A 21,689-nucleotide genomic window follows, 5' to 3' on the forward strand; every position below is an offset into this window, starting at 1 on the left:
ATTAGGCTTAGAGGTAAACAACACCACAATAAACGCTGCAGAACCCCCATATCCGAAAAGCGGAATGAGCCCCTCCGGTAGAGTAGAAAGACGTAGCCGACTAACCCTAGCCGCGCGAAAGGAACAACACCGGACCAATGCTTTACCTCTCCGTTATTGTCATCATCCTGATTGCGACCGTGTTTATGGTCAGCGTCGGTGACCGACTCAACCTCCCCTGGCCGGTCATGATGACCCTGCTCGGCACCGCCGCGCTCTTCATCCCCAACCGACCGGATCTTACTATCGACAGCGACATCATCCTGCCGATCTTCCTTCCGCCGCTACTGTGGGCCATCGGCGTTAAATTCTCCTGGGGCACCCTGCGCCGCCGCTGGAGATCCGTACTGCTCTACTCGGTCCTTCTCACCACCGTCTCCGCCCTGGCAATTGCCAGCGCAGCCATGTGGTGGGTCCCCGGTATGACCATCGCCGTCGCCCTTGCCGTCGGTGCCGCCGTCTCCCCGCCCGACCCCGTCGCCGTGGAAGCAGTCGCTGAGCCCGTCGGCATCCCCCGCCGCCTCATCGGTACTCTGCAGACCGAAGGTAGCTTCAACGACGCTATCGCAATCGTTCTCTTCCACGCCGCAATCCACTCCATGACCAGCGGCCACCACATCGAGCCGCTCTCGGTCGCCAAGGACTTCGTGCTCGGCTCGATCCTCGCGGTCATTATTGGTTATATCTTCGGCTGGCTTGGCGGCTACGTTCGCCAGCGTGCCCACGACGTGGTCACCAGCAACGCCGTGACCCTCATGATCCCCTTCGGCGCCTACCTCGCTGCTGAAAGCGTGCACGCCTCCGGCGTTATTGCCGTGGTCATCGGCGCTATCCAGTTCACCAGCACCAAATACATGGCGGCACTCGAAGCGGAAGAACGCCTCTCCTCCACCTCCTTCTGGCAGATCATTGAGCTGCTCATGACCGGTGTCGCCTTCGGCCTCATCGGCCTGCAGGCAAGTAGCATCATCGCCACCGCCGACCCCTCTCGCATCACCGGCCTCCTCGCTGACGGTGCCCTGGTTGCCCTGGTCGCCATCCTGGTACGCCTCATCTGGTTCACCATTATCTGGCTGGCAGGACGCAAGAACCCCATCCACGAGGGCGCCCCCGAAAGCTTTGCTGAAGTTATCATCATGACCTGGTCCGGCATGCGAGGCCTCGTAACCCTGATTCTTGCCCTGTCCATCCCCGTGGTCAACGGCACCGAACAGGTCCGCCAGGACGCCATCGTCATGATGCTCTCCGTGCTCTTCTTCACCCTCGTGCTGCCCGGCCTGACCCTACCCATGCTCGTGAAGGTCCTTGGCGTTCAGGCTAACCACGAAGAAGAAACCGCCGTACCCGAACTACTCAAGATTGCGCAGGATGCGGCTCTTGAAGCACTGCAGGCGGAGGCGAAGGCAACCACCGACCCCGAGACCTACGCGCGCGTGAAGGAAATGTGCTCCGCTATTACCCGTCGCGACGAAATTAGCGAGGCGCTACCCGAAGAATACAAGCAGCACATGGAGAAGATTAAGGGCAAGAGGAACGACTTCGTGCGCCTGCGCGACGCCGCCCTCGTCGCCGCGCAGAACGAGGTCATTGCCGCTCAGGACCGCTACGACTCCCACGACGTGACCCGCGTGGTGCGTAAGCTGGACATCCTGGCGCAGGCTGAAAGCATCCGTTCCTCCGGCATGTTCATTCTTCCCGCCATGACCGCCGGCGCGGTCGCCCTCGAACGCTACAACCTCTGGAAGAAGCACCAGGGCACCCTGAGCACCAGCGCAATCCCCGTGGTCGAGAACGCGCCCGCCTCGCCCCTGGTCACCAACGAGGTAACCCCCAAGTCCTAGCCGGTACGCCCGTGCGCGAACACTACGTTTCTGCCCCTGCCTACGCCACCGAGATAAGCCATCTGGTCTTTAGCTCACAGGCGATAGACAGGGGCAGAAGCAGATTAAGCCTCAACTATCACCTAAAATGAGACAGGAAACGTAGTGAACGTACGTTAGCTCTCTCAAACTCACGAACACATTGAAAGTAGACATGGACTTCAAGACTCTCTCGCCTGCGTACCTGACCTCCCTCGGCGTAATTTTTTGCGGCGCGCTCTTGATTGGAACCTCCAACCCCTGGCTCCTGTGGCTCGGCTGGATCCTTCTCATCCTTGCGTTGGGCCTGAACGTCCTCGCCTTTGTGCTGTCCGTGGGTAAGGCGAAGGGTGACCCGACCCCCGCACTGGTGACCAACCTGGACGGTTTCGAATCCTCCGTGGAGAACCGTATCCGCGAGCGCGCAGAGCACCGCCGTGAAGAGCGTGAAGCTGCTGAGCATGAGGTGGCGGCGCAGGAGGTAGGTGAGCACGAAGTAGCGGCGCAGGCTGAGCAGGAAGTAGCTCCCGCTGAGGCAGCTGAGACCGTTGAGGCGACCGCGCCCGCTGAAACTGCAGAGGTCCGCGAGGAAGAGCCCACCGAATCTCAGCCGATTGTTGATCGTGCCCCCGGCCGTATGAGCGTTCTGCCCTCGCGTCCCCGTTCGGGTCGTACCCCCAAGCCCCGCTCCAACGCACGCTAGGTAGGTCGGTAGTGAATACGAAGTTTTTGCTTTCCCCGGCGTACCTGGTTTCTGTTGCCCTGATGCTTTCCGGCGCGGTGCTTTCCGGTGGTCGGTTCATGCTGATCGGCTGGATTCTGTGCATTGTGGGTGTCTGCCTGAACGCCATGACCCTGGTGGTGCTGACGAATCGCGAGCAGCTGTACACCATGGAGGCGAAGGCTGCCCGAGGCACCCGCCGCGGCTTTGATGACCGCCCCGCTGTGGTGCAGCGATTGGACGAGGCTCCGGCTACTGACAGCGCAGACGAAGGATCTGCGGAGTCCGTCGAGGAAGCCGCAGAAGAGCCTGCTGAAGCACCCGCACAGAAGACCAACTAGGGCGTAACCCCTAAGACGTAAAAGACCCCCGCAGAGGGTATCTGACGTAAATAAAAGACCGTAACCGCCCCCGTACAGGGGAGTGGTTACGGTCTTTTGTTGCGCCTGAATGCTCACCTCGACTAACGCTCGTCGAATACTTTTGTTTTTGGAGGAGGGGTGAGCGAGCGCAGTGGGGTCTTTAGCGCTGAGCACCCAGCTTCTGTGCCGCGAAATCCGCGTACTCCTGCACATGCGCGCGAGCCTGCTTGGTCAGCGCCTTATTCTCATCCAGGATACGCGCCGACTGCGCCGCCATCAGCTTCAGGTACTGGCGGTCGCGGGTCTTCTTCCATGCGGTGCGTGCCGCCTCCAGCTCGGCGAAATCGTTGAGAGCCTGACGCTGCATCGTGTACCGCACCCACATGAGCACCAGAATCAGCACCAGCGGAATGAGGCACGCCCAGCTCTGCCACAGCCCGTACAGTGCCGCCGCAATGGCGCCCAAAACAATCAGCACCGGGGAAATCGAGACGATGGGGGAGTCCGGGCGGTTCTTCTGGTTCTTCACGAGTGATTCACGCGCCATAGCGCGGAAGGTGTCAGAGAAGCTGGACGGGTCGTAAGACTGGGCAGGCTCCGGTTGCTGGCTCTTCTGGGACTGGCTCTTGGGAAACTGATCCTTGCCGGGCTGGTTCTTACGGGGCTGAGAAGCGGAAGGGCACATAGAAACCTCACGGGGGTACACGGGGAGTAACGGGAAAGCGGGTGTTTCACGTGAAACGGGGGAGTAGACGGCGAGTACGCGGAAGCGGGTGGCAGGATTAGCGCTCGCCGCACCTAAACGCCACCTCGGCAGCTTCTACAGGGAAGCCTCAATAAACTCGTACGCCTTATCCACACAATCGGTGGTGACAGCCTTAACCTCATCGGGGGAGTAGCAGAACGACGCCGAACGGTCGGCGTAGCGGTGCATGTCGATATCGTTCCACGAGTCCCCAATCGTATGCACCTCATAGGAGCTACCCGGATGCTCCGACTGCAGGTACTCCACCAGGTGCTGCAGGCCGGTGCCCTTCGTGCAGGCGGGCGGCACAATATCCAAGAAATCCTGGTTCTTATGGCAGTCCACCGAATCACCAAAACGCTCCAGGATCCAGGTGTACGCCGCCTCGCGGACCTGCGCATCCGGAATCCACAGGGGTACGCCCACGTACTCATGGTTCTGCAGGTCATCAGCCGGCAGGGGAGTGAACTCCGGCAGAATATTCGTCGACGAACCCACCCGGTCGCAGAGGCTGTAATCGTTATCCAGGGTGGTCGCGAACAATGCCACGCCGTCCACGGTGCTGAAATGCTCGTAGCACGCCTGCACAACACTCACCGGAAGAGGCTGATGGTAAATCACCCGGTACTGCCGGTCAGTAATCACCGCACCCGTGTACAGCACGTGGTAATCAAAACGGATGGCGGTCGGGTTCAACGCCAGTTGCGTGGCAAAAATGCTCTTGCCCGTGCACGAGACCGCCAGGTTACCCTCCGCCTGCCAGCGGGCAATCGCCTGCTCAGTGGCAGGCTCCACGGCACGGTTAAACAGGATCGTGCCGTCAAGATCGAAAGCCATCAATTTGGTCATAGAAACTCCTTCGCGGGAGGGCTGCATTGCCGCGAATTGTGCGCCGCAACCCATAAAAAACGGGGGTGCCGCCGGTACTTTTAAGTGTACCGACCGCACCCCCACCACTTGAGATATAGCCCCTGAATCTCACGCCTTCACTGAAGGGTGAAAGGGCTCATTCCTCATATTTTTAGAGAGCCAGGAATCCCAGGTAGGAACCGAGGATGCCCACGCCAAAGAGGGCGAAAATCAACCAGATGGCGTTAATCTTCTTCTTCAGAAGCCACATGCACAGGAAGCACAGACCCAGCGAGGCCAGGCCCGGCAGCAGATCGTTCAGCACGGACTGGACGGTCACATTTACCGTCTCGCCCGCCTGGTTTGTGTAGCTAGTCAGTGGCAACGGAATGTTCACGCTCGTCCAGCGGTACACCAGAGCACCCATCACGAACAGGCCCATCACGGAGGCGCCCTGAGTAATCTTCTGCAGGGTGTTGCCGCCCGCCTCGGTCACAATCTGGGTGCCCTTCTCGTAGCCGTACTTGAAGCCGTACCAGCGGGTTGCCCAACGAATTGCGGTCATGCCGAAGAAGAACAGCAGCGGGCCCAGAATATTGCCGGTCACCGCCAGGGATGCGCCCAGAGCCGCCAGCACGATACGTGCGGTACCCCAGAAAATCGGGTCGCCCACGCCGGCCAGTGGGCCCATCAGGCCCACCTTAACGTTGGTGATGGCGGCTTCGTCAATGTCCTTACCGGCTGCCTTCTCACGCTCCATCGCAGCGGTCACGCCCATAATCGAGGATGCAACCCACGGCTGGGTGTTGAAGAACTCCAGGTGGCGGGTCAGCGCCTCCGCCTGGTCTTCTTTCTTGGTGTAGAAGCGCTTAATCGCCGGAATCATAGAAACCGCGAAACCGATGGACTGCATACGCTCAAAGTTGAACGAACCGAGCAGGAAAGTGGAACGGAAGTAGGTTTCGACCTTATCGCGCTGGGTGAGCTCGGGAACTTCAACGAGCTCGACGTTCTTGTTCTCAGTCATGATGATGCTCCTTACTCGAGCTCGTTATCGAGGTCGTTTGCTGCGGTTGCCGGTGCTACGGCGGGTGCCTCGCTCTTATGGAAGAGCGGGTTCAGCTGCGTGTACAGCAGGCCCAGGCAGGCGCCGACCAGGCCGATAGCAACCAGGTTGAACTGTGCCGGGGTGGACAGTGCCACGAGGACGTCCTTTGAGCTTCCGCCGGGTAGCGGCACAATCGACTGGGTTGCCGGGATAGCGGCGGCGGCGATGAAGCCGAGGAAGAAGAAGGGCATGAGGGCCTTCGAACGCATCATGTTGATGACCATTGCGAAACCGACCACGGTGATCATGCCGCCGGCGATGCGCAGGCCGGTGGTCACCTCGGCAGGAATCATGTTCAGCAGGCGGGTCAGCTCGTCGGAGCTAATCAGCGCCACAATAGCGGTCGGGATAGCCACGCGCAGACCCTGCAGAGCCATACCGCTAATGTGCATCAACTCAATACCGCGGAAGTTCGCGGTCTTCGCGAAATTATCAGCCTGATGCTGGAAGAACACCGTAATGGTACGAACGAAAATGGTCAGAACCTGACCTGCCGCAGCCAGCGGCACAGCAATAGCAATACCGGTGGTGATGTCCTGGTGACCCTGAATCACAACAACAGCGGAGATGGTGGATGCCAGAGCCGAGTCGGGAGCCATAGCCGCACCGACGTTCATCCAGCCCAGTGCGATGAGCTCCAGTGCGCCACCGAGCATAATGCCGGTAGTCGGGTCACCCAGCGCAAAACCCATCAGGGTACAAGCGACCAGGGGGCGGTGGAACTGACGCTCGTCCACCACGGATGCGACGCCCGCAATGAACGCCACGAGAACAACGAGAATAAACGTCAGGGCGCTCATGCGTCCAGGCCTTTCTGCTTGAGGATCTTTTCCAAATCAACCGGGGAGTGGTTGGGCAGCTGCTGCACCGTCAGCTTCACACCGCGCTTAATGAGTTCGCGGTAGGCTTCCAGGTGCTCCTCGGAGGCGTACACTGCGTCCGAGAGCTGAACCATGCCGGTCTTGAAGGTGACGCCACCAACGTTCACTTCGTTGATCTTGACGCCTTCGTCGAGCAGTCGCACCACGTCAACGGGGGATTCTACGACGAACATGGTCTTCATACCGGTGTACTTGGGGTTGTTGTACACACGGCCCGCCTTAGCGATGTCCAGGACGTTGGTCTTCACGCTGGTCGGTGCGACCTGCAGCAGCAGGGACTTGCGCAGCTGATCGTGTGCCGCATTATCGGACGCCGCAATGAAGGTCTGCGGTGCGATATACGGAACCCAGGTGCCCGCCACCTGACCATGAATCAGGCGGGAGTCGATGCGGGTGAAGATAGCGTCCATGGTGCCGCCGGGAACCTGCTGAGCAGCCGGAACTTCGACCGCCTTGGTCTCTGCGGGCTTCGCCTCGGCGGGCTTAGCGGCTGCGGGCTGGTTCGCTTCCTGGAAGGAGCGAATACCCTTGGTGCCCGCCTTGTGTGCCTTGGCGACCAGGGACTTGAGGGTTGCGTTCTTACGGCCTGCGCCGGAGATGACCTCAATAAGCATCGGTACGTTGACACCGGAGACGACGTCGACGCCCTCGCGGGTGGCTGCGAACTGCGCACCGGCGTTGTAGGGGCTACCGCCGAAGAGGTCGACCAGCAGCAGGGTTTCTTCTGCGTCGGATGCCTCAACGATGCGGGTGTACTCTTCGACGAGATCTTCGGGGCCCTGACCCGGCAGGAAGGTGACCGGGTGGACGTTTTCGAAGTTACCGAGGATCATGCCGGCGGTCTTCAGCAGAGCCGGAGCCGACTCGCCGTGTGCCGCCACAATGATAGTGACCATAGTGGTCCTCTCGTTTTCGTGACATGGTGTGTATAGGGCCCGTGAGGGGCCTCATAATTCTCAGATAGTAACACGTTGTTTTTGTGCTTTGTGGGTTTTTTCTGAGGATGCACACTTTAGGTTCTTGTGACATTTTTATCGGTGTTGGAATATGGGTTTTTGATGTCAAAACACGTATTTATTGCCAGGGTGTAAAAAATTTAAACAGAACACCGAAAAATGCTTGCCCGTACGAAGGGGAAGGCGTTATTCTCGCGAAAATTCGGGAATGTTGGCGTCTTGCTGGTGGACTGACGAGATGTTTGATGTGGAATATACGGATTGCATGAGCGCGAGAAAAAGATTTACAAAGAAAATACCGAGCAAAAAATGAGTGTGCGAATCAAAACATGTGGGAATAATAAAAAACCCACATTTTCCTGCGGTCTGTCCACAGAATGGTATTTCTGGAAGACGCAGCTAAGAACCGTCATTTTCAAAATTTAAATCGACGCGCTAACGCGCGAAAGAAAACACGGGAAAACGACATTTTAGTGACAGGTTGTATCTATAAATAGCGGCTCACCTTTAACGGCCACGTTCCGCCCGGCAGTGCTTCCCTAGACTCCTTGCTTTAGACTCTTCACTCGAAACCCTTACCGGGATTTCCTCACCGGGATTTCGGGCATAGAAAAAGCGACCGAGAACCCCGGTCGCTTTCTACAGGGCATACGCTACGCGTTAACGCCCCACATATCCCGCGCGAGACGCGCAATATGAATCGTCAAATACGTCAACTCGTCACGAGTCAGGCTCTGCTTCAACTGCATCTGCAGCACCAACAAAACCTTCTGCGCACACGCGTAGGCGCGCGGTGCATCCGCACGAAGAGCCGCCAACAGGCTCGGCTGCGACACCTCATCCTCAGCACGCTCCGCAGACTCCGCGGAGGCGCGGCTCGCCCGCACAAACAGGTACCGCAGATGCGTCACAAAACGTGCCGCGCTCATCGAATCCGGGTCGATCTTCTGCTCGTAACTCGCCTCGATGATCTCAAAAACCTGTGCGAAAACCTCAGTCATGCGGAACGCCTGAGACATATCCGCCGTCGCAAATTGCGCATTGACCAGGTGCAACGCCAGGGGGATAGCCTCGTTCGGGTCGAGCTCAACCTGAAGGCGCTCGCGAACCATCGCCAACACCGTGCGGCCGTACTCCACCTCGCGCGGGTAAAGAACAGTCACCTCCGGGGCGAGCGGATACTGCACCCGCACCCCGTCACGCGCACGAACCACCGCATAGTGCAGGTGATCAGCCAGCGGAAGAATAAACGAGTTCGACAACTCCAGTGCACCCTCGGCGCGCACCTTCGACTCTAAAAGCGTGGCAATCGACAGAATCTCCGCCGGAATCTCAGACAGAGTCATGCTCAAACGCTCACCCGACATGCCCTGCTCCGGCACAAACGTCTGCTCCACCGCAGACGGGTCAATCAGCTGACCCTTACGCTTACCAAAAGCAATGCCGCGACCAATCATCACGGACTCCTTGCCGTAATGATCCACCGTGAGGACAACATTATTGTTATAAATACGGCTAATGCGCATGTGTCCTCCTCTGCGGGTGTCGGGGCGCCTGTGTCGGGGTGACACACTGAAACAATAAAAGGCGATTGAGTATCACCTAAGCTACTACAAATTTTACCGAAAGATTGAACCCGTATTGAAGGGTTAACGCGCGTGGCTGGGATAATGGGCGGCGCGAAACTGTGCCCCAGCTGTGACGCGGGCAAGCATTCCATAAGTTTGCGGCTGAAAACCGGATCCCGCCCCACCGTGAACCCTAAATCGCGATACTCTTAACCACATGAGCAGTAAAGCAACCGAAATCGCCAAGAACCTTCCCGCACTCGAGCACCCGGACGGCAGCCCCATCCGCGCCCTCGTCGTTGACGACGAGGAAATGCTCAAGGAACTCGTCAGCATGGGCCTGAAAATGATCGGCTGGGATGTGCAGTCCGCCGGTGACGGCCCCTCCGCGCTCGCGATTGCCCGCGACTGGCGACCCGACGTGCTCGTGCTGGACATCATGATGCCCGGCTTTGACGGCCTGGAACTGCTCTCCCGTATCCGTAAGGTCTACCCCGAGGTTCCCTGCCTCTTCCTGACCGCTAAGGACTCGGTCGACAACCGTATTGAGGGTCTTGCTGCCGGTGCGGATGACTACGTGACCAAGCCCTTCTCCATGGAAGAGGTCATGATTCGTCTGCACCGCCTGGTGCAGCGCTCCGGTGTCGCCGCCATTGACGATGCTGAGCTGGTCGTCGGCGACCTGGTGCTGAACCAGGACACCCGCGAGGTCACCCGCGGCGGCGAGCAGATCAACCTCACCGCAACCCAGTTCGACCTGCTGCGCTACCTCATGGAAAACGCGAAGCGCGTGGTCTCCAAGAGCCAGATTCTCGACAATGTCTGGAACTACGATTTCGGTGGTCAGGCAAATATTGTGGAGCTGTACATCTCGTACCTGCGTAAGAAGATTGACGTCGGCCGCGAACCGATGATTCACACCGTGCGCGGTGCCGGTTACGTGCTGCGTCCCGCTGTCTAAGTTTATTCTCTGCTCTTCATATGGCGCGGTATAACACCCGGTTATACCGCGCCATATCAGTTATATTCCGTATTTCGAATATAGAAAGAAAGGATGCTCGTGGGCTCCTACTCACCTGGTGAACCCGCCTCCTCAGATAACGAAGCAACCCGCCTCCTACGTGCGGGTTCCCCCGCGCAGGATGGTGCTACACCCTCCCGCGGGAACTTCTTCGTGCGCCTACGCGCCGCCTGGAAGAGCATGCGGAACCCCGAAGCATCCCCCGAAGAACTGGGCTACGTGCCCCATCTGCGTTCGCGTCTCATTGCAATCCTCGTGGCAGCGCTCGGCATTGCCTGCCTCATCATTGGTCTGTCCACCTACGTGACCCTGCAGAACTCCCTCTACCAGCAGGCCCAGAGTGATCTCAAAGAAACCAGCCACCGCGTGGTGCAGCCGACCTCCCGAGATGGCAAACGAGAAGAAGTGGACTGTAGTGACCTACAGAAGAGCAACTCGCTCTTCGCACCCGGTCAGGCGTCCGGAACCATCATTACCTGCGTGGAGTCTGAAGGTGCCGTAGAAATCGCCAGCAAGCTCGCCAAAGACGGCACCGTACAAACTCTCTCCGCTAACGATCAGGTAACCCTCGGAACCATGGCGCTGAACGCCACCAAAGAAGAAGTCCGAGAGGTCAAACTGGAATCCGGTCTGTACCTCGTGAAAATCACCCCGAAGGCTAACAACAGTGCCGATGCCCAGGTAGTCGGTATTCCGCTCGCCAACGTGCAGCAGACCCTCACTATTTTCGTGATTGTGGTGTCCCTCGGATCCATCGCCGTAATGGTCGGCGCCGGTGTGGCAGGTTCCTACATTATTCGCGGCACCATGAAACCGCTGGAGCGAGTCTCCGCCGTGGCAACCGATGTGGCGCACCTTGACCTGGAGGAACACACCATCTCCTCGGCGGTGCGAGTGGAGCCGCGTGACTCCGACCCGCGTACCGAAGTGGGCGCGGTCGGCTACGCCCTCAACCAGCTGCTTGATAACGTGAACTCAGCCCTCGAAGTGCGCGAACGCACCGAGCATCAGATTCGCGCCTTCATCGCGGACGCCTCCCACGAACTCCGCACGCCGCTCGCCGCCATTAAGGGCTACTCCGATATGCTCCGCTGGACCGAACCGCTCAGCGAGTCCGGCCAGTCCTCCCTGGCGCGTATCGACTCGCAGACCGAGCGTATGTCCCGCCTCGTGGAAGACCTGCTGACCCTCGCCCGCCTCGATGAGGGACGCGAACCCAAGCTGGAGCAGGTTGACCTGACCGAGCTGGTGCTCGAGTGCACCTCCGACATGCAGGCGGCAGCCCGCACCCACGAATGGCACCTGAACCTGCCCGATGAGCCCGTCGAAGTGGTGGCGGATCGCTCCCAGATTCAGCGCGTGATTCTGAACCTGCTCTCGAACGCCCGCAAGCACACCGATGAGGGTACGCGCGTGACCGCGGGTCTGTCGGTGGATGCGGCACGCCGCGAGGCTGTGGTCACCGTGACCGATAACGGTCCGGGTATTGCGCCCGAATTCCTGCCGAAGATTTTTGACCGCTTCACCCGCGCCGACAAGGCGCGCTCCGGCTCGGATGGAACCACCGGCCTGGGTTTGGCGATTGTGCAGGCGATTGTGCAGGCGCACGGTGGTTCGATTCAGGTGCAGAGTCAGCCGGGTCATACGGTCTTTACGGTGCGCCTGCCGCTGGATGCGCGTCTTCAGCCGGCTGCCTAGTCCGGCGTCTGATCAGCCGGTCTGGTTTGCTACCTGGTCCGCGTGCGTCCACTCTGTGAATGGCTGCTTGAGGGGGAGTGAGGTGTGCTGTGTGTACACTCTGCTCCCCTTTGTGGTGCTTTTGCGGCTTTATGGTGGGTTGACGTGCAAAAACACTAAATTACTTGTTGAGTAAACATTAAATCTGCACTTCAAGTTTATTACCTGGAGTGCAAATATGTGGTCAATCTAACCCCAAAATAGTTACCCCCGGTGAAACAATGCGCGTATTGTAAAAAACATGGCTAATCTTGTTGAATCCCCCGCAAATATCACGGACAAGCGCTCCGCCCGCAAGGCGGAGAACCGCATCGCAATCGTTGAGGCAGCAGAAGCCCTCATCCTCGAGGGCGGCTACGGCGCCCTCAACGCAGAAGCACTCGCAGAACGCGCCGGCGTCTCCCGCCGCACCATCTTCAACCACTTCGCCTCCGTAGACGACGTGCTGGTCACCCGCATGAACCAGTACTTCAACCGCATCTTCGAAGAATGCGACTTCACCATCTCCGGCGAAAACGCAAGCATGGAAGCCGAAATGCTCTCCATCGCCCGCAACGTCTTCATGAGCAACACCCTCGAAGAGTACATCGCACCCTTCGCACACCTGCTCTACGCCCTCGAAATGGACAGCCCCGCGAAGTTCGAGGAATACTCGCACGTCATCCTCGAGCGCACCTACGACATCTTCCTCGAGCGATACCTCGAGGCATACCCCGACCTGCCCTACCTGCGCGTGGCAGTCTTCGCCTCCAACCTCTCCGAAACCATCGGTGAAGGCGTCTACTACTACCTCACCCGCGCCGAAGAAGTAACCGCCAAGGTCGCAGCGGAAGCCCCCGAAGACACCCACCCCGAAGCACTCGCCATCGAAGCAATGCGCCAGTGCGTACTCGAGGCACTCGACTACCTGGGCCGCCTGGTCCAGGGCGAATTCGCAAGCTAAGCCCCATAGCATTCACGCTCAAAAACTCTCGCTTCGGGCACCTCACCTGCAGGTGCCCGAAGCGGGGTGTTTTTTGCCCAAAAACAGGGGCGTCACCTCAGTATGCGGGTGGCAAAACAGGGCAATCACCGTACTCACACGCACCCAACACCACAAACTCTTCGCTCACTCAACTTCAAAGGAATAATTCATGGCTACATGGCTCTACCGCATCGGTGAAGCCGCCGCCCGCCGTGCCTGGGCTGTCATCCTTGCCTGGGTACTCATCATTGCAGGTGTAGCGGGTGCCTACACCGCGTTCCACGGCAAGCTCAGCAACACCTTCACCATGCCCGGAACGCAGACCCAGCAACTCTCCGACGAGCTCGCACAGCGCTTCCCGAGCGCCAACCGCGGCTCCGGACAAATCATTCTCACCACCGGTGACGGCACCGCCCTCACCGAAGAACAGAAGCAAGCATTCTCTACTGCGCTGAACAAGCTCACCGCCGAGGTGCCCTCCGTGGACGCGGTCACCGACCCGTTCACCACCACCTCCAAGCTTGCCGAGGCGAAAAACCAGCTCGACGAGGTGCACACCAAGATCGACGCCGCCCCCGCCCAAATTGAGGACGGCAAAAAGCAGTTGAGTGCCGCCGCATCCCAGATTGAAGAGGGCACCAAGCAGATTGCCGAGAACGAGAAGAAGCTCGACGACTCGCAGGAGCAGATTACCGCTGGTCGAAAGCAGCTGGACGAGGCGCAGAAGCAGCTCGACGACGCACAGGCACAGCTGAAGGAGGGTTACGCCCAGGCGGAGGCGGCAGGCTCACCCGCCGCTATGATGGAGCACCTCAACACCCAGCAGACGCAGCTGACCGAACAGCAGAACGCCCTCAACCAGCAGCGCGACACCCTCGCCGAGAGCCAGAAGCAGGTCGATGCGGGCCGCGCAGAGATTGCTTCCAAGAAGGACGAGCTGGCTGAAGGCAAGAAGAAGCTGGATGAGCAGCGCAACCAGCTACAGAAGACCGAGAGTGACCTGCCGGCGCAGCGTGAGCAGCTGGAACGTCAGCAGAAGCTGTACGACTTCACCGCCGGCTACCGTATGGTCTCCGAGGATCAGTCCACGGCAATTGCGACCGTCTCGTTCAAGAAGAAGATTTTCGAGGTTCCCTCCGCCGACCTGCAGAAGGTCATGTCCGATATCGAGTCGGTGAACCTGCACGGGGCGACCGTCCAGTTCGACGCGAACCTGAGCGAATCCGCGCTCGGCGGCGGTTCGCACACCGGTGAGGTTGCGGGTATGGTCATCGCCTTCATCGTGCTGATGGTCATGCTCGGCACCCTTGTGGCTGCCGGCCTGCCGATTCTCATGTCGCTGGTGGGCGTGGTGGTGGGTGTGCTCGGCACGCTCTCGCTGTCTTCCGTCATTCAGATGAGCTCGACCGCCTACACTCTGGGTCTGATGCTCGGCCTGGCGGTCGGCATCGACTATTCCCTGTTCATCCTGAACCGCTACCGCACGAACCTGCTTGACGGCATGCCGAAGGTCCAGGCAATTGCCCTGGCGAACGGCACGAGCGGTAATGCCGTGATTTTTGCGGCAAGCACCGTGATTATTGCGCTGGTTGCGCTGAATGTGACCGGTATTCCCTTCCTGGGCGTGATGGGTAACGCCGCCGCGTTCTGTGTGGTGGTTGCCGCCCTGATTGCGGTGACTCTCACCCCTGCGGTGCTGTCCCTGGCGGGCGCCAAAATCATGCCGAAGAAGCTGTGGGCTTCCATCGATACTCCGAAGAAGATTGAGGAGCGCCGCGCGCAGGATGCCGAACGCACCGAGAAACCGAACGGCTGGTTGCGCCTCGTGCTGGCGCGTCCGCTGCTGACCCTGGTGGTGGGTACTGTGGCGCTGCTGGTTGCTGCTGCACCCATGTCGCAGATGCGTCTGGGCCTGCCGGATGCCTCGAACTACCCCTCCGATAGCGCCGCGTATAAGTCCTACGCGCTGGTCAAGGACAAGTTCGGTGAGGGCATGAGCGCCCCGCTGGTTGCGGTTGCGCACACCCCCGCGAATATGAGCGAGGAGCAGGCTCAGCAGGCGCAGATTGATATTGCTTCCGCTGTGAAGGAGCGCGGTGGCGCGAACGTGCAGGCTGTGGTTCCCGGCGGCATGACGGATGACCGTACCCTCATGATTTTCCAGGTGATTCCTGCCCACAGTGCAAGCTCTGTGGAGACCGAAGAGCTCGTTCATGAGCTACGTGCCGTAACCGTTCCGGTTCAGGGCTCTGAGGTCTCTCTCGGCATTGCGGGTCAGACCAGTGGCAATATTGACGTCTCCGAGGTGCTCGCGCAGAAGCTGCCCCTGTACCTGGGCGTGGTGATGGGTCTGTCCTTCCTGGTGCTGATCCTGGTGTTCCGCTCGATTCTGGTTCCGCTGGTTGCCTCGGTGGGCTTCCTCTTCTCGGTGCTGGCGAGCTTCGGTGCCGTGGTGTCCATCTACCAGCTGGGCTTCATGAGTTCCCTCTTCGGCGTGGACCACCCGGGCCCGGTGCTGTCCTTCCTGCCGACCCTGCTCATCGGTATTCTTTTTGGTCTCGCCATGGATTATCAGATGTTCCTGGTGACCGGCATGCGTGAAGCGTACGTGCACGGCAAGGACGCGGCGACCGCCATTGTGAGCGGCTATAACCATGCGGTGCGTGTGGTGGTGGCTGCCGCAATTATCATGATTTCGGTGTTTGGTGGCTTTATCTTCGCTGATTCGACCATGATCCGCCCGATGGGCTTCGGCCTGGCGTTCGGCGTGCTCGTGGATGCGTTCATTGTGCGCATGACGCTGACCCCGGCGATTATGGCTCTGCTGGGCGATAAGGTGTGGTGGATGCCGAAGTGGCTGGACCGCCTCACCCCGAATATGGACGTTGAGGGCGCCGCGCTGAGTGAAAAGATTCAGCACGAGCGTGAGACTGCCGCCGCCGAATCGGGTAGCAAGCTCGGGTAAGAGCCTCGGGTCAGAGTAAAGTATTAGTGTGCGTTTGTGCGCTGTAGCGCACTCTGAAGACTAATACGAGATGAAAGGGCAGGTGCACGGTGATGAGGAACCGCGCGAGTATCCGGCAGGGGATAGGAGGCGTTCTGAGCCGTGTGCCTGCCCCTTTTCTTGTCTTTTTGGGCGGCGGCACGGGCGCGCTGTGCCGCGTGTACACTCCCGGTGGCGTACTGGTGGCGAACCTGCTGGGTTCGTTCACGCTGGGCCTGCTGACGATGGTGTGGAACGCCTACGCGCGCCGTGATGGTGAGGAGCAGATTCACTCGTTCCGTTTGCTGTTCGGTGCGGGTATGATGGGCGGCTACACGACGTATTCGTCGATTGCTGCGGTACTGGCGCAGACGATTTTCCTGCCCTACACGGTGCACGGCGGGTATATGGTGCTGGCGATTCTGGTGCTGCTCGTGGGTGGTTTGGTTGCCGCCGCAGCCGGCATGCTGACGGGTAGTTTCTTGGCGTCCCGCCTGGTGCCCGCCCGTGATGATGAGGAGGGTCGCTAATGTTTTTCGCTCTGATGGTGTTCCTCTGCGGCGGTCTGGGTGCGATGACCCGCTTCTTCCTCGACAAGGCGATGTCGCCTCGTCTGCGTACGGAGTCGTCGATTATTAGCCCGGTGTTCGTCATTAACCTGGTGGGTTCGTTCCTGTACGGTCTGCTGATTTTGCCGGTATCGAATCCTCGCGCGCTGGGCGTGCACTATAACGCCACGGATCAGGTGGCGTTCTGGTGCACGGTGATTACGACCGGTCTGCTGGGTGGTTTTACGACCTTCTCGACCGCCATGGTGGAGGCGCTGACCGCCCGCTCTGAGGGCAAGATGGTGAAGTTCCTGATGCTGTGGCTGGTGCAGGTTGTGGGTGCGATGGTGGCTGCGATTGCGGGCGCGTTCTTGTTCGTGCTGCTGTTTGGTCGGTATATTGCGCCGGTGTTCCCGCCGGATGTTCTGTACTGACGGCACCGGCTGTAGTGGTTTGTGTGGCGTGTCCGGGTGGCATGTACAGGTTTTTCACAGTTTCGCCTAGGGTAAGCCATAGAGCCGTCTTTTACACTGGTGGTGAATGATGTGCGGCGGGCATGAACAGACACCCGCTATATACCACCGGAAATATATGTTAGAACAGGCATATATACAGGTGGAAAGCGTATAACTCACTCTCACGACCTAAGGAACACACAGCATGCAGGACCTACTGAATAAACACATGATTGGCACCTTTGCCATCGAGATTGCGGTGCTCGCCGTGGCGCTCTCCATCATCGGCTTTATTGGCATGCGCCTGCGCGCCAAGAAGACCGGCCGAGCGCACAGCATCCGCCAGTACCTGCTGACCGCGTCCTTCGCGTTGTTCCTTGCATCGATTCTTTCGCTGACGCTAACCCCGATTGGTAGTGCGAATAGTGTCACGAACCCCGAACTCTACTACCCGCGCTTCTACGTGGGCTGGAGCTGGCAGCAGGCGTGGGACCTGACGGCTGGCATGGGTCTGCGCCGCTTCGCCACCACCGTGTACGCGCAGCTCTTCTTCAATATTGCGATGTTCATTCCCCTGGGCTTCTTTACGGCGGGTTGTCTGCGGTGGGGTCTGCGCGCCACTGCATTGAGTGGCTTCGCGCTTTCGAGCTTCATCGAGTTGAGTCAGCTGACCGGTAACTGGGGTCTGGCGGGCTTTACCTACCGTACTTTCGATGTGGATGACATTGTGAATAACACCGCCGGCGCGGTGCTGGGTGCGGTATGCATCTGGGTGGTGCGCGCGATTCAGAAGCGCCGCCTCGCTAAGCATGATCGGGTGCTGGCAATGGCATCCGCTGCGGCCTAGTACCCCTCCAAAAAATAGCAGACGTTTTCATAACATGATTGATATAATTCATGTTATGAAAACGTCTGCTCCTAGTCTCCTTCCTATCTTGCGTAGCGACCTGCAGGGTGAAGTGATGGCATTGCTGTTCTCTCACCCTGAGCAGCAATACACGGTGTCACAGATTGCTGATGCGACACGTGCATCGTTGCCGACTGTCTCCCGAGAGGTGAACCGTCTGGAACAGTCCGGTTTGGTGACCGTCCAGAATGTTGGCAGGACCCGTATGGTGCAAGCCAAGGTTGATAATCCGGTGGGCCAGGCGATGCGTCAGCTGATTCTGGTAACTTATGGCCCCGTTCCGGTACTCCGGGATACTTTGCAGGGGGTTTCCAATATTGAGGGTGCCGCTATTTATGGCTCGTGGGCTAGCCGTCGTTCTGGGGTGGCTGGGCACGTGCCGAACGATATTGATGTGCTGGTTGTTGGCTCCCCTTCACGTCAGAAGCTGTATGAGGCTATTGATGATGCTGAGCAGAAGCTTGGCTATGAGGTGAACGTAAAGCGGCTATCTCCTGAGGCTTGGAATTCGCAGGATGGTTTCGTGCAGACTGTGCGGTCGCGCCCGATGGAGGTTCTCTTTGGGCAGTTGGAGGTGAATGATGTCGACGCTGAAGCCTAATGCCCCGACTCCTGGTCCTTGGACTGTTGGTCGGGAGCGCATGCTTGAGCTGATTAATGCCGGTGAGTTGGAACGGGTCGCTGTAAATCGTGAGCATGCTCAAGGTCTGTTGTTGCGTGCTCGCCGGCATCTAAAGACGGCGCATCGTCTGGTGGTTGATGATCCGGAAGGTGCCTATACGCTCCTCTATGATGGTTCGAGATTGGCGATGACTGCCGCCTTGGCGGTGCAGGGTCTGCGGCCGACTACTCGGGGAGGTCATATTGTGGTGGGTGATGCGTTGCGTGCTCAGCGAGGCCCTCATGATGTGGTGGGTAAGCTGTATTCTCGCTTGCGTCGAACTCGCCATGAGGTTGAGTATCCCGGTTTGGATTATGAGCCTATAGCTGTGGAAGAAGCTGAAGAGGCTTTGGAAGATGCAGAGTATATCGTTCAGGAGATGACTCTTTTTGTACCTAAGCTAGGACCTTTCTAGACTGTATTTCTTTTCGGCGCCCCTGAATGAACCTCCTTCCGTGAGGTAGACGCAACGAACCCCTCATTTTCATAACCTGAACAACATAAGTCAGGTTATGAAAATGAGGGGTTCGCCGTTTTTAGATGAAACCCTAGACAGGGGAGCCTAGATGAGAAGAGCTACTCGCCGTCGGTCACGCGGTTCACGACGCGGGTGCTACGGTTCTCCTTCACCTCTTCGGGCAGCAGGACCGGCATGGAACCGGTCGGGGTGTAGGTCGCCGCGCGTGCCGCCGCGGTAGCGTGGGTGTCCTCAAACTCGGGGACGACCTCGGAGCTGGGTGCACGGTACAGGTGGCTGTTAGCCCACCACGCGAATAGCAGAACCACAACCGCCAGCGCGCTGGAAACGAACAGCCACGGGCTGACCTGACCCTCGTAGTAGAGCTTGAAGAACGCGCCACCCATGAAACCGCCAGCAATCGGGCCGCAAATCGGCACCCAGGCGTAGAACCAGCGCGAGGAGCCCTTATCGTGGATGGGCAGCAGGGCGTGCATGAGGCGCGGACCGAAGTCACGGGCGGGGTTCAACGCGTAGCCGGTCTGACCGCCCAGACCGATGACGAGCACGGCGACCATGAAGCCGAAGGCGAGGGGCTTGAGCACGTCGTTGAGGTTGAGGGAAAGCTCCACACCGCCGCTGATGGACGGCTTGAAGTTCACGCCGGTGTACAGCGCCGAGAAGACCAGCATGAACGTACCGATCATTTCGGAGAGGGCGTTGGTGAAATAGTTGTGAATGGCAGGGACGGTACCGAAGATGCCGAGCTTAATCTTCTTGTCGGCGGTTGCCTTCCAGTGCGGCAGGTAGTTGAGGTAGACCAGTCCGGCACCGACCATTGCGCCGAGGACCTGGGCGATGATGTAGCCGGGGACCTTCTCCCAGGGGAACTCGCCGTAGGCTGCCAGGCCGATGGACACGGCGGGGTTCAGGTGGCCGCCGGAGTAGGCGTGGGAGGCGTAGACGCCGAAGGTGACGGCGAAGCCCCAGCCGAAGGCGATGGTGAAGAAGTTGTCGCCGTGGCCTTTGGAGCGGCGGAGTTCGACGTTGGCGATGACGCCGCAGCCGATGGTGCACATGATGAGCGTGCCGAGGAATTCGGCGAGGTAGGGGCTGATGGTGTACACGGGGTGTCCTTCAGGTAGTGAACTGCGAGTGGCGAACCGGGGTTCGACCGGGTGTGCAGTGCCGAGCGTGAGGGAGGTGTGGTTTTGTGTGGGTTATGTCGCCTGGGTGGCGTGTTTAACCTTTGGCATCTATGGAACCTTGAATACCCCTGGAAGACAATACTTTTGTGTTATTTCACCCTTAGACATAAGCGGTTTTTCGGGTTTTTCGTTTAAAAATAAATGTGGCGGACGAGGGGAAAAACGGGCATAGTCCACACCTTGGACTCATTCCATAAACCCACACTTAAACCCGCAGTTCAATCCACCGTTAAATCCAAGGCTCAATCAACACTTGAACCCCCACCCGCACTACCCGCCATCAGCACAAAAATGCCCGGGTACCGCATGAGGTACCCGGGCATTCTCTGTGGTTTCTACAGGGCTCTTGCAGCCGCCGTGGTCTGGGTTCTACGCCGCTACACGGCTGCTATGTGGCCGCTACTTGGTGCTCGCCCAGTCGAGAATCGCCTCGAAGAAGCGCTCGCAGGCGCTCAGCTGCTCCAGCTCAATCCATTCGTTCGGGGAGTGCGCCTGCGCGATGTCGCCGGGGCCGCAGATGATGCTCTGCACGCCGGCGCGCTGGAACTGGCCCGCTTCGGTGCCGTAGGTGACCTTTTGCGGTGCGTCGTTGGTGCCGAGCCACTCGTGGGCGAGGCGCACGATGGGCGCGTCGTCTTCGGTACCGAGGCCAGGTACGGCGGCGAGCAGTTCGTGCTTCACGCCCACGCGGGAGGTGAGGCTACCGGGCTCCGCGCCGGTCAGCTTTTCGGCGCGTGCGGCGCGTGCCTGCAGATCCGGCAGAATCACCTCGGAAAGTTCGCGGTCAATGCGCTCCACGAAGGATTCGGTAGTCACCTGCGGCAGGGTGCGCACATCGTACTCCACCACCGCCTGCTCGGCGACGATGTTGTACTGCAGCCCGCCGTTTGCCAGGTTCACGCTACCGGTGGAGTGGGGAATGATGAACGATTCGTCGTAGGGGCCTTCTTCTTCCCACTGGTCCGCCATGTCGGTGAAGAAGGTGATGAACTCGCCGGCGGCAGCAACCGCGTTCACGCCGTGGGTGGCGAGGGAGCCGTGCTTGGGTACGCCGGTGAAGGTGACGCGGCCGCGGTGTGCGCCCTTGTGCGCGTCGATGATGCGCATGCTGGAGGGTTCACCCACAATCGCGTAGTCGGGGGCGAGGCCGCGCGCCACGAACTCCTCAATGAGGGAGGGAGCACCGACGCAGCCGATTTCCTCGTCGTAGGAGAACGCGAAGTGCAGGGGAGCGCGCAACTTCGCCTCGGCAACGCGCGGCAGCAACCAGAGGGCTACTGCGATGAAGCCCTTCATATCGCAGACGCCGCGGCCGTAGGCGCGGGTACCCTCCACGCGCAAGGTGAAGGGGTCGGCCTCCCAGTCCTGACCGGCGACGGGCACGACGTCCGTGTGGCCGGAGAGGATGAGGCCGCCGCGGGTGGTGCCGTCCGCTGCGGGGACGGTGATGAAGAGGTTGGCGCGGGTGCCGTCTTCGTTGTAGGTGCGCACGCCGCTGTAGCCGTAGCGGGCGAACTCGGTTTCGAGCAGTTCGATGAGCTCGAGGTTGGAGCTGCCGGAGATGGTGGGAATTGCGATGAGCTTTTCGAGCCAGGGGAGGGATGCGGGCTGGGTGGTCTGAGCCGTCATAACTATTCCTTCTGCGTTGTGGTGCTGTGCG

20 protein-coding genes are annotated in these 21,689 nt (G+C 59.4%); 12 read left to right on the forward strand and 8 right to left on the reverse strand.

Annotated features, from left to right (window positions below; genetic code table 11):
- Positions 1 to 137 precede the first annotated feature (137 nt).
- The 3 genes from AB8E48_RS02400 to AB8E48_RS02410 all read left to right on the forward strand — a co-directional run bounded on the left by AB8E48_RS02400 (position 138) and on the right by AB8E48_RS02410 (position 2,960).
- Positions 138 to 1,880, forward strand: coding sequence for a cation:proton antiporter (locus AB8E48_RS02400; RefSeq protein WP_368885632.1), 1,743 nt, complete (start codon positions 138 to 140; stop codon positions 1,878 to 1,880).
- Positions 1,881 to 2,073: 193 nt separating this feature from the next.
- Positions 2,074 to 2,601, forward strand: coding sequence for a hypothetical protein (locus tag AB8E48_RS02405; RefSeq protein ID WP_368885633.1), 528 nt, complete (start codon positions 2,074 to 2,076; stop codon positions 2,599 to 2,601).
- Between the two features lie 11 nt (positions 2,602 to 2,612).
- Positions 2,613 to 2,960, forward strand: coding sequence for a hypothetical protein (locus AB8E48_RS02410; RefSeq protein WP_049338642.1), 348 nt, complete (start codon positions 2,613 to 2,615; stop codon positions 2,958 to 2,960).
- Positions 2,961 to 3,141: 181 nt separating this feature from the next.
- Here the strand turns inward: AB8E48_RS02410 and AB8E48_RS02415 are convergent, their stop codons facing one another.
- The 6 genes from AB8E48_RS02415 to AB8E48_RS02440 all read right to left on the reverse strand — a co-directional run bounded on the left by AB8E48_RS02415 (position 3,142) and on the right by AB8E48_RS02440 (position 9,046).
- Positions 3,142 to 3,666 (reverse strand): hypothetical protein, encoded by a 525-nt coding sequence (locus AB8E48_RS02415; protein WP_193389299.1) that lies wholly within the window; start codon positions 3,664 to 3,666, stop codon positions 3,142 to 3,144.
- Between the two features lie 135 nt (positions 3,667 to 3,801).
- Entirely contained in the window at positions 3,802 to 4,575 is a 774-nt protein-coding gene (locus AB8E48_RS02420) for an HAD family hydrolase (protein ID WP_049352261.1), read from the reverse strand.
- Between the two features lie 172 nt (positions 4,576 to 4,747).
- Positions 4,748 to 5,602: a PTS system mannose/fructose/sorbose family transporter subunit IID gene (locus AB8E48_RS02425; RefSeq protein WP_049352264.1), complete on the reverse strand. Its 855-nt coding sequence runs from the start codon at positions 5,600 to 5,602 to the stop codon at positions 4,748 to 4,750.
- A gap of 11 nt (positions 5,603 to 5,613) precedes the next feature.
- Complete coding sequence (locus tag AB8E48_RS02430; protein WP_049360185.1) at positions 5,614 to 6,483, reverse strand: PTS mannose/fructose/sorbose transporter subunit IIC; 870 nt, start codon at positions 6,481 to 6,483, stop codon at positions 5,614 to 5,616.
- Positions 6,480 to 7,460 carry a mannose/fructose/sorbose PTS transporter subunit IIA gene (locus AB8E48_RS02435; RefSeq protein WP_368885634.1) on the reverse strand — a complete coding sequence of 327 codons (981 nt, stop codon included), beginning with the start codon at positions 7,458 to 7,460 and terminating at the stop codon, positions 6,480 to 6,482. Before AB8E48_RS02435 ends, AB8E48_RS02430 begins: the two co-directional genes overlap by 4 nt.
- A 713-nt stretch (positions 7,461 to 8,173) precedes the next feature.
- On the reverse strand, positions 8,174 to 9,046 hold the full coding sequence (locus tag AB8E48_RS02440) for a PRD domain-containing protein (RefSeq protein ID WP_314910126.1): 873 nt from the start codon (positions 9,044 to 9,046) through the stop codon (positions 8,174 to 8,176).
- A 259-nt stretch (positions 9,047 to 9,305) separates the two neighbouring features.
- On the opposite strand from AB8E48_RS02440, the gene AB8E48_RS02445 reads away from it, so the two are divergent.
- The 9 genes from AB8E48_RS02445 (at position 9,306) to AB8E48_RS02485 (ending at position 18,779) form a co-directional block, all read left to right on the forward strand.
- A complete protein-coding gene (locus AB8E48_RS02445) occupies positions 9,306 to 10,049 on the forward strand; it encodes a response regulator transcription factor (protein ID WP_368885635.1) in 744 nt (247 codons plus the stop codon).
- Positions 10,050 to 10,142: 93 nt separating this feature from the next.
- Positions 10,143 to 11,807 carry a sensor histidine kinase gene (locus AB8E48_RS02450; RefSeq protein ID WP_368885636.1) on the forward strand — a complete coding sequence of 555 codons (1,665 nt, stop codon included), beginning with the start codon at positions 10,143 to 10,145 and terminating at the stop codon, positions 11,805 to 11,807.
- Between the two features lie 280 nt (positions 11,808 to 12,087).
- On the forward strand, positions 12,088 to 12,789 hold the full coding sequence (locus AB8E48_RS02455; protein ID WP_313969197.1) for a TetR/AcrR family transcriptional regulator: 702 nt from the start codon (positions 12,088 to 12,090) through the stop codon (positions 12,787 to 12,789).
- 190 nt (positions 12,790 to 12,979) lie between these two features.
- Positions 12,980 to 15,775, forward strand: coding sequence for an MMPL family transporter (locus AB8E48_RS02460; RefSeq protein ID WP_368885637.1), 2,796 nt, complete (start codon positions 12,980 to 12,982; stop codon positions 15,773 to 15,775).
- Positions 15,776 to 15,918: 143 nt separating this feature from the next.
- Positions 15,919 to 16,323 carry a CrcB family protein gene (locus AB8E48_RS02465; protein ID WP_368885638.1) on the forward strand — a complete coding sequence of 135 codons (405 nt, stop codon included), beginning with the start codon at positions 15,919 to 15,921 and terminating at the stop codon, positions 16,321 to 16,323.
- Positions 16,323 to 16,775 carry a fluoride efflux transporter FluC gene (locus AB8E48_RS02470; protein ID WP_070666816.1) on the forward strand — a complete coding sequence of 151 codons (453 nt, stop codon included), beginning with the start codon at positions 16,323 to 16,325 and terminating at the stop codon, positions 16,773 to 16,775. The genes AB8E48_RS02465 and AB8E48_RS02470 overlap by 1 nt, the downstream gene beginning before the upstream one ends.
- 226 nt (positions 16,776 to 17,001) lie before the next feature.
- Positions 17,002 to 17,643, forward strand: a complete 642-nt coding sequence (locus tag AB8E48_RS02475; RefSeq protein ID WP_368885639.1) for a VanZ family protein — start codon at positions 17,002 to 17,004, stop codon at positions 17,641 to 17,643.
- 115 nt (positions 17,644 to 17,758) lie between these two features.
- Positions 17,759 to 18,304 (forward strand): ArsR family transcriptional regulator, encoded by a 546-nt coding sequence (locus tag AB8E48_RS02480; RefSeq protein WP_314657241.1) that lies wholly within the window; start codon positions 17,759 to 17,761, stop codon positions 18,302 to 18,304.
- Positions 18,305 to 18,344: 40 nt separating this feature from the next.
- Positions 18,345 to 18,779, forward strand: coding sequence for a HEPN domain-containing protein (locus AB8E48_RS02485; RefSeq protein WP_368885640.1), 435 nt, complete (start codon positions 18,345 to 18,347; stop codon positions 18,777 to 18,779).
- A 161-nt stretch (positions 18,780 to 18,940) separates the two neighbouring features.
- Here AB8E48_RS02485 and AB8E48_RS02490 read toward each other — a convergent pair whose 3' ends face one another.
- Positions 18,941 to 19,948 (reverse strand): MIP/aquaporin family protein, encoded by a 1,008-nt coding sequence (locus AB8E48_RS02490; RefSeq protein WP_368885641.1) that lies wholly within the window; start codon positions 19,946 to 19,948, stop codon positions 18,941 to 18,943.
- A gap of 480 nt (positions 19,949 to 20,428) precedes the next feature.
- On the reverse strand, positions 20,429 to 21,658 hold the full coding sequence (argE, locus tag AB8E48_RS02495) for an acetylornithine deacetylase (protein ID WP_368885642.1): 1,230 nt from the start codon (positions 21,656 to 21,658) through the stop codon (positions 20,429 to 20,431).
- Between the last annotated feature and the right edge of the window lie 31 nt (positions 21,659 to 21,689).

The organism is Rothia mucilaginosa, from assembly GCF_964211445.1.
Taxonomy (GTDB): Bacteria; Actinomycetota; Actinomycetes; order Actinomycetales; family Micrococcaceae; genus Rothia; species Rothia mucilaginosa_E.